At 63.9% G+C, this 17,239-nt stretch carries 16 protein-coding genes; 5 read left to right on the top strand and 11 right to left on the bottom strand.

The features are described from left to right. Nucleotides 1–86 precede the first annotated feature (86 nt). Genes ACSSVC_RS18665 through ACSSVC_RS18645 form a run of 5 tightly spaced genes read right to left on the bottom strand, consistent with a single transcriptional unit; the run spans nt 87 to nt 4,527 of the window. Nucleotides 87–851: an ABC transporter permease gene (locus tag ACSSVC_RS18665; RefSeq protein ID WP_492611152.1), complete on the bottom strand. Its 765-nt coding sequence runs from the start codon at nt 849–851 to the stop codon at nt 87–89. After that, the gene (locus ACSSVC_RS18660; protein WP_346632894.1) at nt 851–2,050 is read right to left on the bottom strand and encodes an ABC transporter substrate-binding protein; all 1,200 of its coding nucleotides are present in this window, start codon (nt 2,048–2,050) and stop codon (nt 851–853) included. Before ACSSVC_RS18660 ends, ACSSVC_RS18665 begins: the two co-directional genes overlap by 1 nt. Next, entirely contained in the window at nt 2,016–2,855 is an 840-nt protein-coding gene (locus ACSSVC_RS18655; RefSeq protein ID WP_492611151.1) for an ABC transporter ATP-binding protein, read from the bottom strand. The genes ACSSVC_RS18660 and ACSSVC_RS18655 overlap by 35 nt, the downstream gene beginning before the upstream one ends. Continuing rightward, nucleotides 2,852–3,919: an acyl-CoA dehydrogenase family protein gene (locus ACSSVC_RS18650; RefSeq protein ID WP_404939815.1), complete on the bottom strand. Its 1,068-nt coding sequence runs from the start codon at nt 3,917–3,919 to the stop codon at nt 2,852–2,854. The genes ACSSVC_RS18655 and ACSSVC_RS18650 overlap by 4 nt, the downstream gene beginning before the upstream one ends. 47 nt (nt 3,920–3,966) lie before the next feature. Next, nucleotides 3,967–4,527, bottom strand: a complete 561-nt coding sequence (locus tag ACSSVC_RS18645) for a carboxymuconolactone decarboxylase family protein (RefSeq protein WP_346632891.1) — start codon at nt 4,525–4,527, stop codon at nt 3,967–3,969. A 104-nt stretch (nt 4,528–4,631) separates the two neighbouring features. On the opposite strand from ACSSVC_RS18645, the gene ACSSVC_RS18640 reads away from it, so the two are divergent. After that, on the top strand, nt 4,632–5,543 hold the full coding sequence (locus tag ACSSVC_RS18640; protein WP_492611150.1) for a cupin domain-containing protein: 912 nt from the start codon (nt 4,632–4,634) through the stop codon (nt 5,541–5,543). A gap of 8 nt (nt 5,544–5,551) precedes the next feature. Here ACSSVC_RS18640 and ACSSVC_RS18635 read toward each other — a convergent pair whose 3' ends face one another. Next, the gene (locus ACSSVC_RS18635) at nt 5,552–7,078 is read right to left on the bottom strand and encodes an MFS transporter (protein WP_492611149.1); all 1,527 of its coding nucleotides are present in this window, start codon (nt 7,076–7,078) and stop codon (nt 5,552–5,554) included. A gap of 87 nt (nt 7,079–7,165) precedes the next feature. On the opposite strand from ACSSVC_RS18635, the gene ACSSVC_RS18630 reads away from it, so the two are divergent. Next, nucleotides 7,166–8,092, top strand: coding sequence for a LysR family transcriptional regulator (locus ACSSVC_RS18630; RefSeq protein WP_346632888.1), 927 nt, complete (start codon nt 7,166–7,168; stop codon nt 8,090–8,092). Nucleotides 8,093–8,096: 4 nt separating this feature from the next. Here the strand turns inward: ACSSVC_RS18630 and ACSSVC_RS18625 are convergent, their stop codons facing one another. The 5 genes from ACSSVC_RS18625 to ACSSVC_RS18605 are packed head-to-tail and all read right to left on the bottom strand — an operon-like array spanning nt 8,097 to nt 11,874. Then, the gene (locus ACSSVC_RS18625; protein ID WP_346632887.1) at nt 8,097–8,768 is read right to left on the bottom strand and encodes a methionine ABC transporter permease; all 672 of its coding nucleotides are present in this window, start codon (nt 8,766–8,768) and stop codon (nt 8,097–8,099) included. Next, nucleotides 8,765–9,742, bottom strand: coding sequence for a methionine ABC transporter ATP-binding protein (locus ACSSVC_RS18620; protein ID WP_492611148.1), 978 nt, complete (start codon nt 9,740–9,742; stop codon nt 8,765–8,767). Before ACSSVC_RS18620 ends, ACSSVC_RS18625 begins: the two co-directional genes overlap by 4 nt. Beyond that, entirely contained in the window at nt 9,739–10,548 is an 810-nt protein-coding gene (locus tag ACSSVC_RS18615) for a MetQ/NlpA family ABC transporter substrate-binding protein (RefSeq protein WP_346632885.1), read from the bottom strand. Before ACSSVC_RS18615 ends, ACSSVC_RS18620 begins: the two co-directional genes overlap by 4 nt. Nucleotides 10,549–10,578: 30 nt before the next feature. Further along, complete coding sequence (locus tag ACSSVC_RS18610) at nt 10,579–11,616, bottom strand: isopenicillin N synthase family dioxygenase (RefSeq protein ID WP_346632884.1); 1,038 nt, start codon at nt 11,614–11,616, stop codon at nt 10,579–10,581. A gap of 42 nt (nt 11,617–11,658) precedes the next feature. Next, a complete protein-coding gene (locus tag ACSSVC_RS18605; protein ID WP_102865121.1) occupies nt 11,659–11,874 on the bottom strand; it encodes a TOBE domain-containing protein in 216 nt (71 codons plus the stop codon). 243 nt (nt 11,875–12,117) lie between these two features. Between ACSSVC_RS18605 and ACSSVC_RS18600 the strand changes: the two genes are divergently transcribed. From ACSSVC_RS18600 to pvrR, 3 genes are all read left to right on the top strand, one after another. Further along, nucleotides 12,118–12,939, top strand: coding sequence for an aldo/keto reductase (locus ACSSVC_RS18600; protein ID WP_492611147.1), 822 nt, complete (start codon nt 12,118–12,120; stop codon nt 12,937–12,939). A gap of 198 nt (nt 12,940–13,137) precedes the next feature. Continuing rightward, the gene (locus ACSSVC_RS18595) at nt 13,138–15,972 is read left to right on the top strand and encodes an ATP-binding protein (protein ID WP_346632882.1); all 2,835 of its coding nucleotides are present in this window, start codon (nt 13,138–13,140) and stop codon (nt 15,970–15,972) included. Further along, a complete protein-coding gene (gene pvrR, locus ACSSVC_RS18590) occupies nt 15,959–17,149 on the top strand; it encodes a response regulator cyclic di-GMP phosphodiesterase PvrR (protein WP_346632881.1) in 1,191 nt (396 codons plus the stop codon). The genes ACSSVC_RS18595 and pvrR overlap by 14 nt, the downstream gene beginning before the upstream one ends. Nucleotides 17,150–17,239: the final 90 nt, after the last annotated feature.

Here is a 17,239-nt window from a genome sequence, read left to right as displayed (position 1 = left end):
GCCAGAGCGGTGCAAGGCTGCGGGCCTCTTCGCCGGCAAGCCGGCTCCTACAAGGGGAGCCGGGGTTGCGCCGGCAATACGGGGGGTCAGGCGTGGGACCAGCGTCGGTGCAGGGCGCGGGCGCAGGCGTCGAGGGCAAATCCGAGGACGCCGATCAGCAGCACCATGGCCATCAGTTCCGAGTAGGCCAGGCGATCCCGGGTGTCGAGGATGAAGTAGCCCAGGCCAGCGCTGACACCGAGCATTTCGCAGGGCACCAGGACGATCCAGAGGATGCCGATGGACAGTCGCACCCCGGTCAGCACATGCCCCACCACGCCCGGCAAGATCACCTTGCGCAGGGTTTCCCAACGGGTGGCGCTGAGGCTGCGGCTCAGTTGCAGCCAGCGCGGGTCCAGTTGGCGCACACCGGCCGCGGTATTGAGCAGGATCGGCCACAGGGCGGCGAACGCCAGGAGGAAGTAGATCGGTTGGTCCCCTACCCCCATCAGCATCACCACCACGGGCATCCAGGACAGCGGTGAAATCATCCGCAAGAACTGGAACGCCGGGGTGGTGGCCGCCTCCAGGTGCCGGTAGCTGCCCACCAGCAGACCCAGGGGCACGCCGATCAGCAAGGCCAGGAGCAGGCCCACGAGGATGCGCCTGAGGCTCACTGCAATGTGTTCATACAGCTCGGCGCGCCCCAGCAGCTCCAGCAGGCTGGCGAAGGTCGCTTCGGGTGAGAAGCGTGCGGCGAGCCCGTCGCCGCCGCCCAGCAGATGCACCCCCAGCCACCAGCCCAGCAACAGGCTCGACAGCCCCGCCAGGCCCAGGCCCCAGTGACTCAGTGCCGAAGGTTGCTTGTCCATCAGAGACCAAACTCCTCGCTGCGCTCAAAACTCTCCGCCAGGCCGAAGGCCTTGAGCCCGCCCACTGAAGCAATGGCGTTGCGCACGAAGCGCTCGTCCACCAGATCCTGGGCGGTGTGCGCCGGGTCGAGGCCGGCGAGAAAGCCCTTGTCGCCCTCGATCAGGGTGTCCTTGAGGCGCTTGACCAGCTCTTGGGTATAGCTGGGGAACGGATACGGCTGGAAGTCGATGCGCGACTCGTCCCAGTGGCTGTGCTGGATCGCGCCGCTGGCCAGGTAGGCCTCGCGGTCGCTGGCCGCCGGCGCCAGCACCCGCTTGAGCACTTGCGGCGCATGGGGCGTGTAGCGGTTGCTGCCGTCCTTGGACAGCAGTTGCGCCGCCTCGGCGCGGTGATCCCGGGTCCAGAGCTGGGCCTTGACGATGGCGTTGACCACTTTCTGCGACCACTCGGGGCGGTTGTTCAGGTCGTGCTCGTGCATGAATACCACGCAGCAGGCGTGGTTGCGCCAGACATCCCCGGTGAAGCGCTGCACCCGGCCGACCTTGAGTTCCTCGGCCAGGGCATTGAAGGGCTCGGCGACGATGTAGCCGGCAATGCGTTTGCTGGCCAGGGCCGGAGGCATGTCCGAGGGCGGCAGCACCAGCAGGTTGACCTCGTTGGCGCCCAGGGTGCTGCCGGCGGCCTTGCTCACCGGCACCAGGCCGTTGTCGCGAAACAGTTGCTGCACCACCACGTTGTGGATCGAGTACCAAAACGGAATCGCCACCGACTGCCCCGCCAGTTGCTTGACCTCGGTAATGCCCGGGGCCACGGTCAGGCCAGAACCGCCGACGTGGTTCCAGGCCACCACCTTGGCCGGCACCCGGCTGCCGTAGCGGGCCCAGACGGTCATCGGCGACAGCAGGTGGATCACGTTGACCTGCCCGGAAATGAACGCCTCGATTACCTGGGCCCAGCTGCGCAGCAGCACCGGGCGTTCGGCCTGGATGCCCTCGGCCTCGAACAGGCCGTTGTTATGGGCCACCAGCAAGGGCGTGGCGTCGGTGATCGGCAGGTAGCCGATGCGTACCGGCGCATCCGGCTCCTGGGCGGCGCGGGCGTGCAGGCTGTTGAGCAGCGGCAAGGCGCCGCCGGCGGTCAGCAGCGCGCTGAGTTTGAGGAAGTCACGACGCGTGTGAGTGAAGTCGTCCAGGCACATGGTCAATCTCCGACGGTGCAGGCAATGGGGAATTAAGGGGATTGCGGCTCGCCCGCCGAAGGGTTTTGAGAATCTCGATACGCAGGGCGCCCAGTTCCTCGATCCGCTCGGCACGGGGCGCCGGCAGGTCGATGTGCCACTGGCCGAGGGTGCGCGCCGGGCTGTTACCCAGTAGCAGCACCCGATCGGACAACAGCAGGGCTTCGTCGATGTCGTGGGTGATCAGCAACGCGGCCGTGCGCTGTTCGCCGATCACCTTGAGCAGCAGTTGCTGCATGTCGGCCCGGGTCACCTCGTCCAGGGCGCCGAAGGGTTCGTCCAACAGCAAGACTTGCGGCTGCCGGGCCAGGCAGCGGGCCAGTGCGGTGCGCTGGGCCATGCCGCCGGAGAGCTGGGCCGGATACTGCCGACGAGCGTGGTCCAGGCCAACGGCGCTGATGGCGTGGTCGATACGGGCCTGGCGCTGCCCTTGGCTCAGGTGCGGCTGGCGAGCAAAATCCAGGCCGAAGGCGACGTTGTGCTCCAGGGTCAACCAGGGCAACAGACTGGGGTCCTGGAAGGCCACCGCGACCCGAGGGTGAGGTCCGCTGAGCACTTCTCCCAACAGGCTGACCTGACCCTTGTGGGGCTGCTGCAGGCCGGCCAGGACCCGCAACAGGCTGGACTTGCCGACCCCGCTGGGGCCGAGGATCGACACCACTTCGCCGGCTTGCAGTTGCAGCTCGAAGTCTTCCAGCACCGTGTGCCAGCCCTCGGCCCCGGGATAGCCCAGGCTGATGTTCTGTGCGTTCAACAACGGGCTCATGCTGCGTTGCGCGCCTGGCGCTGCAGTTCGGCACGCAATTGCACCAGGCTTGGCGTGACGATGGGCACAAAGGCCGACTCGCGCCAGCGCCGGGCAAAGCCGCTGCCGAATTCGTTGAGGTAGGCCTTGCCGCCACTGGCCTGCAACTCCAGTTGCACGGCGTTGGCAGTGGCCTCGGCCAAGGCGATGCGCACCCGGAACAGCGCTCCGGGCTGGGTCAGGAAGCGCCCGTCGAGCAGACCGCTCTTGAGCTCGGCAACGGTCTGTTCCAGGTGCTGGCGCTGCTCGTGCAACGGCTCCATGAGGATCGAGCGGGCGCCCTGGACATGGTTTTGCACTTCGCTAAGAGCCCGGCGCGCCAGGCCGATGGCCAGGGCACATTGCAGACCGAGAAAGGCCGGGCGCACGGCCGGCAGGAATACCCGGGCGTCCTCGTGCAGCAGCCAGTCTCGCGGGACCTGCACCTGGCTCAAGTCCAGGGCTGCAGTGTTGCTCGACTGCAGGCCCATCAGTTGCAGATCGTCGGAGCGCTGCAGCCCTGGCAAGGCGTCGGGAATCGCCAGAATAAAGGGCGCACCGCCCTCCTCGTGCTCGATGGCCGCCGCCACCACGAAACCGCTCTTGCGCAGGTTGGTGACCCAGTGCAGGCGGCCGTTGAGGCTCCAGCCCTGGCCCTGGTCCCGGGCCTTGACTTGCAGCGCCTCGATCCCGGACAGGAACTTCATGGCGTTGGACAGCCCGGTGGCTCCGGCCAGCTCGCCACTGAGCAGCGATGGCAGCAAGCGCTCACGCAGCGCCTGGTTGGGACTGTGCAGCAGGTATTCGATAAAGGCCCGCTGGCCCCAGAACACAAAGGCGGCCGCCAGGGAGTGACTGGCCACCGCGGCCATGACTTCCAGGGCATCGGTCAATTCACCGCCGCTGCCCCCCTGCTCCTGGCCGATGCCGACCCGCAGCACATCGGCCCCGGCCAGTCGGGCGAGTACCTGCTGGGGATCGCAGTGACCCTGGTCCAGCGCCTGGGCCTGGGCATCCAGCCATTCACTCAAGTGTGCACTGAGCATGTGGTTTTCTCCTTGAAGGGGCGCCGTTGGATAACCGGCGCCTTGAATCATTGACCTTGGGCGGACCAGCGATACTTGGCCAGCTCGGGGTTCAGTTCGGTCCCGGCGAACACGTTGGCAAAATTGCACAGGGTCGCCAGGCTGATGCCCAGGATCACTTCCAGGGCGTTGCCTTCGCTGTACCCTGCGGCCTTGAACCGGGCATAAACCGGGTCGCTGACCTTGCCCCGGGTGGCGATCACTTCCCGGGCGAAATCCGCCAGGGCTTCCAGGCGGGCCTCGGGCAAGGTGCTCTGTTCACGCAGGGCGCTGACCACCGGGTCCGGGAGTCTGGCCTTGTTCAGGGCGACCGCGGTATGACCTGCGACACAGAAATCGCAGCCATGGGTGGTGGCGGCGATCAACTGCACCACTTCCCGCTCCGCCAGGCTCAGCTCGGCCTTGGCATTGAGGCCCGAGACCGTGACGTAGGTTTCCAGGGCCGCCGGGGCGTTGGCCAGGATGCCCAGCAGGTTGGGGATGTAGCCGGAATTCTTCAGGGCATTTTCAAGAAATGGCCGAGCCGCTTCTGGGGCGCTGTGCAAGGTGTGTAGAGTGACGCGGGACATGGAGTGGACTCCTGCTGTGTAGGTGTGCGTCAAGTCTGTTGGTTATAAGAATTCCGATCCATATTCTAAAGTAGCGATTACTTGCTCCTGAGTGTTTCCCTTAGATGATTTCATCAAGCCCCTTGGTTGATTGGTTATTAGAAGGCCTGGAACTGGACGCCAGCCTGTTTCATGTCGGGCGCTACTGCGGTGGCTGGCACGCCAGCACCCAGGGGCTGGCCCGGGCCAGTTTCCACCTGATCGTCCAGGGTCATTGCTGGCTGCACCTCGATGGCGTGCCCGAGGCGCTGCGCCTGGACGCCGGGGATGCGGTGTTTCTACTACAGGACCTGGGCTATCGACTGTCCAGCGCCCAACAGTGCGAAGCGGCGCAGCAACTGCCGCGCATGACCATGAGCGCCCTGGATGCCACTGCCCAGGATGGCGTGGGCCTGGTCTGCGGCTTCTTCCACTTCAAGTCGGGATTGTCTTCGCTGATCATCGACGGCTTGCCGGGCTGGCTGATCCTGCGGGCCGGCGATCCGTCCCTCAGCGCCGCCCGTGCGCTGTTCCAGCTGATCCTCGACGAGTGCCAACGCACCCCGGCACCGTCCTCGGCCTTGCTGGAGCGCCTCAGCCATCTGCTGTTCCTCTATGTGCTGCGTCAGCAGGTCAGCGCCAACCAGGACCTCGGCGGCCTGGTGGCCCTGGCCCGCCACCCGGGGTTTGCCCCGCTGCTGGAGCAGTTGATCCAGCAACCCGGCCAGCCTTGGCCTCTGGAAAGCATGGCGGCCCTGACCGGGTTGTCGCGTTCGGCGTTTTTCAAGCGTTTCAATGAACTGGCCGGTCAGTCCCCTGGGCAGGTGCTGCTGGCCCTGCGCATGCGCCACGCCTGCCAGTTACTCAAGGCCAACCAGACCGTGGAGCAGGCGGCGGCGAGCGTGGGTTATCAGTCCATCGCCGCGTTCACCCGGGCCTTCACCAAGGCCGTGGGCCTACAACCCGGGGCCTATCGCAAGCAGCATGAAGGGCGCTGATTCAGGCTTCAGGGCACTACCGGGCAGTCCGCCGCCCGGGGCCGGCGCAGTACCAGGGCACTGAACACCGCGGCAAGCAAGGTGATGCCCGCCAGGACCTGCAACAGGCTGGCGAAGGCATTGCCGTAGAGTTGCTCCATCCTCGGCAGCCCCTGGGCGAGGGACTGGACGCCGGACATATCGCCCATGACCATGGCGTTGGCGGCGCTCTCAAGGCGGACGCCGTCAATGGCTTCCAGCGTGGCGCCATCGGCCATTTCGCGCCACAGGAATGCCTTGAGCAAGGCCAGCCCGCCCGCCACGCAGATGGCTTCGCCACAGGCGCGCATGGTGGTGAAGATGCCGGTGGCCATGCCGGCCCGCTCCACCGGCACCTGACTGATGGCCAGATCGTCCATAAGCCCCCAGGGCAGGCCTGTGCCGATGCCGATCACCAGCAGCGGCCAGATCATCGACATCCCGGCCTGCCCCACCGGCACCTGACTGAGCCAGAGCAGACCGCCAGCGGCAATGAGCAGGCCCAGGCATGCAAGGGCGCCGGCGCTGACCCAGCGCGTCAGCAGTGCCGCACTGAAGGGCACTATGGCCATCGGTGCCGACAGGGCAATCATCAGCACCCCGGCCTGCCATTCACTCAGGCCCTCGGCACCGATCAGGCGTAGCGGCAGGATGATCAACAGCACGATAAAGCAGGCGGCCGTGGCCACCGGCAGGAGCTGAATGCCGACAAAGCGCCGATAGCCGAACAGCCGCAGATCCAGCATCGGTCGCCGCTGCCGTTGCTCCACCCGGATGAAGGCCCCTAACCAGAGAACCGCGCCGGCCAGCAGGCCCCCGACCTCGAAGCTGCCCAGGCCGTGTTGGGGAATCTGCATGATGGCAAAGGTGAGAAACACCAGGAAGGCGCTGAATGTCAGGCTGCCGAGCTTGTCCAGGCTGCCGGCCTGTGGGTCGCGGCTTTCCTGCATGCGCGGTACACCAAGGATCAGTACCGCGATGCCGATCAGCGCCCCGAGGAGAAAGATCGCCCACCAGCCCAGACCTTGTACCAGGGCCCCGGCGATCACTGGCCCCGAAGCCAGCCCCAGGCCAAAGGCGCTGCCCAGCAGACTGAAGGCCTGGGTCCGCGCCCGCCCTTCGAACACTTGGGCCAGGGACGCCGCGCCGGCGGACATGGCCAGGGCGGCGGCGATGCCCTGCAGGCCGCGCAACAGGTCCAGCACCAGCACATTGGGCGAGAAGCCGATCACCAGCGAGAACAGGGTGAAGCTGGCCATGCCCAGGGTAAAGATGCGTTTGCGCCCATAACGGTCGGCCAGGGTTCCGGCCACCATCACCACGCTGCCAAAGCTCAGGGCGAAGGCGTTGATGACCCAGGCCAGGGCCAGAGGGCTGCCCCCCAGGGCACGCTCGATGGCCGGCAGTGCCATGGCCGGACCGGTGTACTCCAGGGGCAGGATCAAACCCGCCGCACACACGGCGAACAGCACCCAGTAACGATCGGCAGAAGATATGCAGGGGGGGATCGAGGACATGGCAGGGATTCCGGATAACAGGGACTGCGATGCTATTGCTGCACTTTACGCATTGACATGTCCGCAACATCAAAAGCAAATTGCGCCATGCGCAAAAATCAAGACAACGCCGCTTGGCGAATATTCTTCCGGGTGGTGGAGCGTGGCAGCCTGACGCTGGCCGCCGAGGACCTGCACCTGGAACCCTCCTCCGTCAGCCGTCAGCTCACCGCCCTGGAGCGGCGTCTCAACAGCCAATTGCTCAATCGCAGTACCCGCAAGATCAGCCTGACCACGGTCGGCACCCGGGCTTATGAGCAGATGCGGCCGCTGATCGAGGAAATGGATGCCCTGCTGGCCGGCCTCGATCAACAGCAGACGACATTGTCCGGGCGGCTGCGGGTCAGTGCCCCGGTGGCCCTCGGGGAGCGCCATGTAGCCACCTGGCTGGCGGCCTTTCAGCAGCGCCACCCGCACATCGTCCTCGATCTGCTGCTGTGCGACCGGGCCCTGGATCTGATGGCCGAGGGCATCGACCTGGCATTGCGCGTCGGCCACCTGCCCGCTTCGTCCCTGGTGGCCCGTCCCCTGGGAGCGTTGTCCCATGGACTGTACGCCAGCCCCGGCTACCTGCAGACCCACGGCACGCCGCAACATCCCGGGGACCTGCCGGCCCATCGGGCGCTGATCTATTCCTGGATGACCGAACACAGCCCGAGCCAACTGACACTGACCCGCCAGGGCCAGGTGGAGAACGTCGAGCTCAATGGCAGTTTCTATCTGAATAACGTCGGCGCCATACGGGCCGCATTGCTGGCTGGGGCCGGCCTGCATGCCGGGCCGGACTGGTTGCTCGACGAAGCGTTGCAACGGGGCGAATTGCGCCGGTTGCTGCCGCAATGGCAATTGCCCGCGCTACCGGTGAACCTGCTGCGTCTGCACAGTCGCTTCGTCCCGGAGCGGGTCAGCGCCCTGAGCGACTGGCTGGCCGAGTGCTGGCAGCAACTGCCCGGCCCCAGGCCGCCCGTGACTTGAGGACTCAGCGGCGGTGCGCCAGGGAGCGTACCAGCCTGTCGCCGCAGCTCTGTACTCCCTGCACCAGCAACACCAGGACCAGCACCGTGGCCACCATGATCTGGTTGTTGAAACGCTGATAGCCGTAGCGGATCGCCAGGTCGCCCAGGCCTCCGCCGCCGATGACCCCGGCCATGGAGGAGAAGCCGATCAGCATCACCAGGGTCAGGGTCAGCCCCGCCAGCAGGGCCGGCAAGGCTTCCGGCAGCAGCGCCTTGAAGATCACATGACCGATATGCCCGCCCATGGCCAGGATCGCTTCGATCCGGCCCTTGTCCACTTCATCCAGCGCGTTCTCGACGATCCGCGCGAAAAATGGAAAGGCGCCGATGGTGATGGGCACCACCGCTGCGGTGCTGCCCAGGGTGGTGCCTACCACCAGCCGGGTCAGGGGAATCAAGGCAATCAGCAGCACCACAAAGGGCAAGGAGCGCCCCAGGTTGACCAGGGCCCCCAGCAGGCGATTGATCCGTGGCATGGGGGACAGGCCGCCCTTGCGGCTGACGAATAGCAGCACGCCCAGAGGCAGGCCGATCAACACCGTGAACAAAGAGGCCAGGAGCACCATGTACAGGGTTTCGCCAGTGGCGTTTATCAGCAGTTGCGCCAGTTCCTGCCAATCAATACTGCGGTTCACAGGCGTTCACTCCGGATGCCTCGCTGGGCCAGGGCCGTCAGCAGTTGCTGGAATTTGCCGACGTCGGCACCGGCGGCTGCGATGCGCAGGCGCCCTACCCGCCGGCCGCCCACCGACTCGACACCGCCGGCCAGCACCTTGAGTTCCAACGCCTGCTGGCGACTCAGTTGCGCAAGCAGCGGCGCGGCCCGCTGGTTGTCGAAGAACGTCAGCTCGGCCTCGGGCTGGTTGCCGTTGAACGGCAGGTTGTAGCCCGGCAGCAAGGCGCGGCCCAGGGCCGATTGCGGGTCCGCGAGCAACTGGGCAATCGGACCGCACTCCAGCAAGCGTCCCTGGGCCAGGGAAGCGGCATGGCTGCAGATGGATTTGACCACTTCCAGCTCGTGGGTGATCAGCACGATGGTCAGCCCCAGTTCGCGGTTGATTCGCGCCAGCAGTTGCAGGATCGAGGCGGTGGTTTCCGGGTCCAGGGCGCTGGTGGCTTCATCCGACAGCAGATAACGGGGGCCGACGGCCAGGGCTCGGGCAATCCCTACCCGCTGCTTCTGGCCGCCGGACAGTTGGGAGGGAAAGGCCTGGGCCTTGTCGCTCAACCCCACCAGATCCAGCAGTTCCCGGACCCGGGCCTGACGTTGCGGCCTGCCCAGGCCGGCGATTTCCAGGGGCACTGCGACGTTGTCCTGCACCGTGCGTGAATGCAGCAGGTTGAAACCCTGGAAGATCATGCCGATGCCCTGGCGCTGCCTGCGCAACTGGCCTTCGGACAGCGTGCCGAGGTCCTGGCCATCGATCAGGATGCGCCCGCTGCTGGGGCGCTCCAGCAGGTTCAGGCAGCGCAGCAGGGTCGACTTGCCGGCGCCGCTGCGGCCGAGAATGCCGTAGACCGCGCCATCAGGAACCGTCAGTGATACCCGATCCAGGGCCGGTGGCTGGCCCTCGCCATAGACCTTGCTGACCTGCTCCACCTGGATCATGGCTGGCGATCCGCAACCGGGAGCACCGAGCCCGAGTAGGTCTCGGTTATGTATTGGGCCACTTCAGGAGAACGCAGGTCTTTGGCCAACTGACGGATGCGCGGGTCGTCCTGCAGCTGGGGGGTGGTCACCAGGATATTGGCGTAGGGATTGTGCTCGGCCTTCTCCAGCCCCAGGGCATCCTTGGCCGGCACCAGGCCGGCTTCCAGGGCGTAATTGCCGTTGATGACCGCCAGGTCGACATCTTCCAGGGCCCGGGGAATCTGCGGCGATTCGATTTCCAGGATCTTCAGTTGCCTGGGGTTGTCGGCGATGTCCTTGGGGGTGGCCTGGTCACGAGCCGGATCGCTGAAGCCGGGCTTGAGGCGGATCAGTTGGTAGCTCTGCAACAGGTACAGGGCGCGGCTGAGGTTGGTGACATTGTTGGGCACCGCCACTGTGCCGCCCTGAGGCACCTGATCGAAGCTCTTGTGCCGCCGGGAGTAGATGCCCAGGGGTTCGATGTGCACGCTGGCGGCCACCGCGAACGGCTGGCCCAGGGCCTGTTCCTGAGACTTGAGATAAGGCAGGTGCTGGAAGTAGTTGGCGTCCACGTCGCCGTGGGCCAGCAACTCATTGGAGTTCACGCCGTTGGGAATCTCGATGATCTGCAACGCCAGCTGCGGGTCGAGTTTCTGCACATACGCGAGGATCTGCGCGTGGGGCACCGGGTCTGCCGCGACCCGCAACGGCTGCGCGGCAACGGCCGGCAAGAGCTGACCCAGGCCGGTCAGCAGCGCCAGGGCAAACAGGTTCTTCTTCAACATGGTGATGTCCTTGGGTCGGCGAATCGGGGGTCAGGCACTCAGGGCCTTGGGTACCAGGGCATCGGGGTAGAAGCGCTGGGCGACGTCGGGGTGGGAGCGCAGGCGCCCCTTGAGGTAGTTCCAGCCCACCTCACGAAACAATGGATTGTCCGGATCGCTGGCCGGGCCCCGGGCTTCCTGCAACAGCGCTGCGGGCAAGGGGTACAGCGGCACTCGGGCGTCGAGTTGGGCACCGAGGAAAAAGGCAATGGACAAGCGATCGCGATCCGCCGGTGGCGAAAGTACCCGATGCACCGTGGCCCGCAGGTAGCCATGGGTGGCCAGCTCCAGCAGCTCGCCGATGTTCACCACCAGGGTGTTGTCCCTGGGGAGCGCGTCGATCCAGCGGCCCTCTTGCACTTCCACCTGCAGACCGGCCTGCTGGTCCTGCAGCAGAAAGCTGAGGAATCCGGAGTCCTTGTGGGCGCCCACGCCCTGGTTGCTTTGCCCCGGGGCGTGGCCGGGATAGCGGATCAGCTTGATGTGTTCGTTGGGCCGTTCGCCGTACAAGGGATCGAAGGCGTGCTCCGGCAATGACAGGGCCTGGGCAAAACCTCGCAGCAGGCGCAGGGACATGCGGGTCATTGCCTGCTGCCATTCCAGCAACAGGGGCTTGAGCTGCGGCAACTGTGCCGGCCACTGGTTGGGCCCTTGCAAACGGGCCCAGGGCGGGCTTTGCGGGTCCAGGGGCAAGGCCTGGCGCTCGGCCCCCAGGTCGAACTGCTCGCGCAGGTCCGGCTGGCCCCGGGTGATCTCCGAGGCCGCTCGGTTATAGCCGCGAAAATGCGCTGAATGGATCATGCCCACCGCCGCCTTGTCGGCGTCGGGCAAGGCAAAGAAGGCCCGGGCCTGATCCTGCACCCGACGCAGCAGGCCACTGTCGATGCCGTGCCCGGTGAGGTAGAAGAACCCGACATCCCGCGCCGCCTGGCGCAGGCTCTGGAGAAAGGCCTGGCGCTGCTCCGGGTGACCCTCCAGCTGGCTCAGGTCGAGCACAGGTAACGCGGTGATATCCAGCGAGTGCGGCATGTTTCACTCCCCTGTGAGTTGACGACGTCCGAGGTGCGTGGCTCAGAGCTTGGCGATGGACACTTCGGTGGATTTCACGAAGGCGATCACCTCACTGCCGATCTTCAGTTCCAGGTCGCGCACCGAGCGCGTGGTGATCACCGAGGTGACGATGCCCGAAGCGGTCTGCACGTCGATTTCCGAAACCACCTGGCCTTCGTGGATCTCCTTGATCACGCCTTTGAACTGGTTGCGTACGTTGATCGCTTGAATGGTCATGCTGAAAAATCCTCTGCTGGCACCGGACTCTGAAATTGAGCGGCTGGTGACAAACATGCACCTTTGGCCAAAGCCTTCAAAGGAATAAATAATTAGTATTTTATTCCTTTTGAGAATATGAGATCTCTGCCCTCTTCGCTGATTTTCAGCGTTCGAGTACATCGGCGTGCCCTTGACCGTTGCCGGCGGCTTTGTTTCCCTGTGCCTGCACAGTCAACGCGTGACAGACACCAGGAGGCAGCCATGCGCACGCTGAAACTCGCGGACACACAGGTTCCGGTCATTGGCCAGGGCACGTGGCGGATGGGCGAGGATCGCCGGCAGCGGGACCAGGAAATCGCGGCACTGCGTACCGGTATCGACCTGGGCATGAGCCTGATCGACACCGCGGAAATGTATGGCGAAGGCGGCGCCGAGGAAGTGGTCGGCCAGGCCATTGCCGGCCGCCGTGATCAGGTGTTCCTGGTGAGCAAGGTGTATCCCCACAATGCCAGTCGCAAAGGCCTGCCACTGGCCTGCGAACGCAGTCTGCAACGCCTGGGTACCGAGGTCATCGACCTGTACCTGTTGCACTGGCGCGGCCAATATCCGCTGGCGGAAACCATCGAGGCCTTCGAGCGGCTGCGGGAAGCCGGCAAGATTCGCCGCTGGGGGGTCTCCAACTTCGACGTGGCCGACCTGGAGGAGCTTGATTCGCCGGTCTGCGCCACCAATCAGGTGCTGTACAACCTGGAATCGCGGGGTATCGAGTTCGATTTGTTACCCGCCTGCCAGCAGCAACGGATGCCGCTTATGGCCTATTGCCCGATCGGTCAGGGCGGCGCCTTGCTGGCCGAACCGGTATTGCAGCAAATTGCCCGGAACCACGGTGTCACGTCAGCCCAGGTGGCCCTGGCCTGGTTGCTGCGACAGGACCAGGTGCTGGTGATTCCCAAGGCAGTGCGCCCGGCGCACCTGCGTCTCAACGCCCAGGCCGGCGAACTGCAACTGGAACCCCAGGACCTGCAAGCCCTGGATCAAGTGTTTACTCCGCCTCGGCGTAAACAGCGCCTGGAGATGGTTTGATACCGCTATAACGGAATAAGAAATTTTCAACCTCAGGAAAAGTTGCAAAAAACTAATCGTAGGAAAATGGTTCAGAGAAAAGTTGCTATTTCAGACAAACAACTAAGTTCCCGATAAACACCATAAAACTACTTTGTACCCAGTTATTTAAGAATTGTCTGATCCCTGCTTGGCATGCCCCCCAATTACAGTTGGCGCATGAGATTAAAAAGCTACCTGCATCAGATCAATCCCCTTTTTTCCAGTCCTGAAGCAGCCCGTCGGCTGCTTCGTGTCGTGGCGCTGATTTTTTTGATCGGCCTGCTGGGCGCCGTTTACAACTTCTTGCGCTCAAGCATCAGCAACGAACTGTCACAACGGCGCAGCTATATGAGCAGTGCCATTGCCGAAGCCCAGACATTCTTCACCAGCCGCGAAGCCCTGCTGGAAAGTCTGAGCCTGTCCGCCGTACACAAATCCCGGCAGAACGAAATCTATGCGCCCAGTGCAGACTCGGCTGAGGAAATCCACTTGCAACTGGGGACCCCGGGGGAAAACCAATGGGGGGTCTGGCTCACCCAGCGCATGCGCGACTATCTGAGAAACAAACAGCTGAATCTGCTCTATGTCCACGGCGGCGAGCAACCTCAGGTGCAACGCCTGTTCAGCACTCAGCCTGAAGGCGCCTATCTGCCCGGACCGCTGCTGGCCAAACTGGCCACTCTGAAGTTTTCCGAAGTGCCGCCGGGTGAAGAATTGTGGCTGATGGACCACTCCTCAAGTGCTGCCCAGTTGTACATTTTCACTCGCCTTGACGAACGCTTCGCCAACTCTGGCTGGCTGGGCCTGGAGATGGATGGCAAGAGTGTCTCCGCCGCCCTCAGCGACCAGAGCGCCGGGGATTTCATGATGTTCAATTCCCAGGGCGGGCTGATTTTCAGCAGCACCCCCAGCGCACAACTGAGCGAGGACGTGCAGCAGGTCAAGGGCGACAGTTTCTTCGGTTTTCTCGGTGGCCGCTGGTGGCCTGACCACCTGGTGATCCGCAAGCAACTGGGGTCATCGGATTGGCAACTGGTGTATTCCTTCGACTTGCACAATCTGCTCAAGAGTCTTTGGCCGCAATTGCTTGTGGCCTTGCTCATCAGCCTGTTCGGCATGGCCCTGATCAGCTTCTTGACCCACTGGGTCGAAGTCCGCCTGATCGCTCCGGCGCTGGACCGGATCCAGGCCCTGATCGAAAGCGAAGCCTTCAGCCGCGACGTGATCCAGATCGCCCCGGTAGCCCTGTGCGTACTGCGCCGCAGCGATGGCCGGGTGGTGCTGGAGAACACCCTGTCCCAGCAATGGCTGGGCAACGGCACCGAGCGCGATCAACTGTGTGCCGGGTGGATCGAGCAGGCCTTCGATCCCAACCGGCCCAATAGTTCGGATTACTTTGAAACCGCCGATGGTCGCCATCTCTACCTCAGCTCGGCACCGACCCGCTACAACGGCGAAGACGTGCTGTTCTGCGCCTTCAGCGATATCAGCGCACGCAAGCAGATCGAAGCGGCACTGGAAGAAGCCAAGCGCCTGGCCGATACCGCCAACGAAGCCAAGACCCTGTTTCTGGCCACCATGAGCCACGAAATCCGCACACCGCTGTACGGCGTGCTCGGCACCCTCGAGCTGCTCTCCCGGACCCATCTGGACAACCAGCAGAAGGACTACCTGCGGGCCATCGAAGGCTCCTCCGGCACTCTGCTGCAACTGATATGCGACGTGCTGGATGTGTCCAAGATCGAGGCCGGGCAGCTGGCCCTGGAACTCAGCGAATTCTCTTCCCTGGACCTGGTGCACGAGATCATCCAGGGCTACGCCGCTGCCGCCCACGCCAAGGGTCTGCAGTTCTATGCCTGCGTGGACCCGCAGTTGCCGGAAGTGCTCCTTGGCGATGTCACGCGGATCCGCCAGATCCTCAGCAACCTGCTGAACAACGCGGTCAAGTTCACCGACTCGGGCCGCATCGTCCTGCGAGTCCGGGTGGACAGTCGTGACGGCGAACGCAGCAACATCCTCTGGCAGGTATCCGACACCGGACGCGGCATCGCCCAGGACGACCAGACGCTGATCTTCGAGCCCTTCTACCAGACCGAGGGCAACACCAATGTCATCGCCGGCACGGGCCTGGGCCTGCCGATCTGCCAGCGCCTGACACAATTGATGAACGGCAACATCCGCATGGTCAGCGAACTCGGACTGGGCAGCAGCTTTACCCTGACCCTGCCCCTGGAAGCCTGTTCCATGCTGTCCAGCGCACCCCTGATCAGCCCGTTGCTGCCAGAAATGATCTATGTGGTGTCCCCGGTACGCGAACTGGCGGAATCCGTGGCCGGCTGGTTGCGGCGCTGGGGCGCCCGGGCCCAGTTCAGCCTGCCCACTCAGTCCGATCGCAGCCGGGGCAACGTGCTGATCGAGCTGCACCCAGGGATCGTGGAGCATCGCCTGGAGCCCGACTGGCAAGGCCCCCTGGTGCTCACCAGTGGCGACGGCCACAACGAACCACGGATCCGTGGCGGCAGTTGGCAGGTCAACACCAACAACCTGCGGGCGATCCACCAGGCGGTGAGCCAGGCCCAGGGCGTCTGGGTGGCACAGAGCGAGGAACACTCCGACAGCCGCGAACTGAAAAAACTCAGCCTGCATGTGCTGGTGGCCGAAGACAACGTGATCAACCAGTTGATCCTCAAGGACCAGTTGGAGGAGCTGGGCTGCAGCGTGGAACTGGCCTCGAACGGAGAAGAGGCCCTGTCCATCTGGAGAACCGGACACTTCGACGTGGTGTTGACCGATGTGAACATGCCGAAGCTCAACGGCTATGAATTGGCCAAGGAGCTTCGACGTCAAGGCTGTTCGATCCCGATCATCGGGGCGACGGCCAATGCAATGCGCGGAGAAGAAGAGCTCTGTCTTGCAGCCGGGATGAACCACTGCCTGGTCAAGCCCTTTGCATTAAGAGCGTTGTTCAACTATCTGGCGCCCTATGAAAGAGCCCCTCATGAAGTCCTGTAGCATTTTGATCGTCGAAGATCAGCCGTTTCAGTACATGTACCTGCAACACTTGTTCAACGAGCTGGGGCCTTACCAGCTGGAGGTCGCGAGCAACGGTTCCGAGGCTCTCGAGCGCCTCAAGCAACGGCATTTCGACCTGGTACTGACGGATCTGCTGATGCCTGGCATGGACGGTGTGCAATTCATCCAGGGCCTGGCCACGCACCGCGTGCGCCCGGCCCTGGCAATCATGAGTGCCTCTTCCCGGCGCATGCTGATGGGCGCCAGCCTGGTGGCCCGCAACCTGGGCCTGCGGGTCATAGGACTGATATCCAAACCGGTGAACCTGGCAGCGTTGCGTAGCCTCACTGCGCAGTTGCCGGGGCTGGCCAGCAGCGAGCCGCCACCGGCGATCTGGGTCGAGCGCAGCAGCGAGACCCTGCAACACGCCCTGCGCAATTCGCAGATTCAAGCCTGGTTCCAGCCCAAAAAATCCCTCAATAACGGCCGGATCGTCGCCGCCGAAGCCCTGGTGCGCTGGATGCACCCGCAACACGGCATGCTGTTGCCCTGCGACTTTCTACCGGAGCTCACCGCCGCAGGACTCGAAGAGGAACTGTTGTGGCTGATCCTGGAGCAGGCCCTGGAAGCCCAGGTGCACTGGCGCGAAGACGGCTATGACATCCCGGTATCGATCAATCTGCCAACCCACCTGCTCAACAGCGCCGACCTGGCGGATCGTCTGCATGAGTTCGTGATCCAGCGCCAAGGCATACCCGGCAAGATCTGTTTCGAGCTGATGGAGTGCTCCACTCCAGAACACATCAGCAACTTCTACGCCGGTGCCTGCCGCCTGCGCATCAAGGGTTTCGGCTTGTCCCAGGACGATTTCGGCAAGGGCTACAGCTCCTACATGAATCTGGTGTCGACGCCCTTCACCGAGCTGAAGATCGATCGAGCCCTGGTCCAGGGCTGCCACAACAATGAGGAAATCGCCCAGGCCCTGACCAGTATCATTGCGCTGGGTCGTCAACTGGGCCTGACGGTGGTCGCCGAGGGCGTGGAAAGCGCACAGGAACTGGCCCTGTTGCGAAAAATCGACTGCACCCAGGTGCAGGGCTTTCTGATTTCCCACGCCGTGTCCTCGCAACAGTTTCAACAACTGCTGGCCCAAGATGGTCCGGCGACCCTGTACTAGCCGATGAGCCCATTGCTCACCCACGCAACCTTCACTCATCGCTGACGGCCTTGCTTCAGAGAGAGGAATCTCGGAATCAAGGCCCTTATA

The sequence above is a fragment of the Pseudomonas sp. E1BtOHC1 genome, from assembly GCF_058744285.1.
This window is presented reverse-complemented; position numbering and strand designations above follow the sequence as displayed.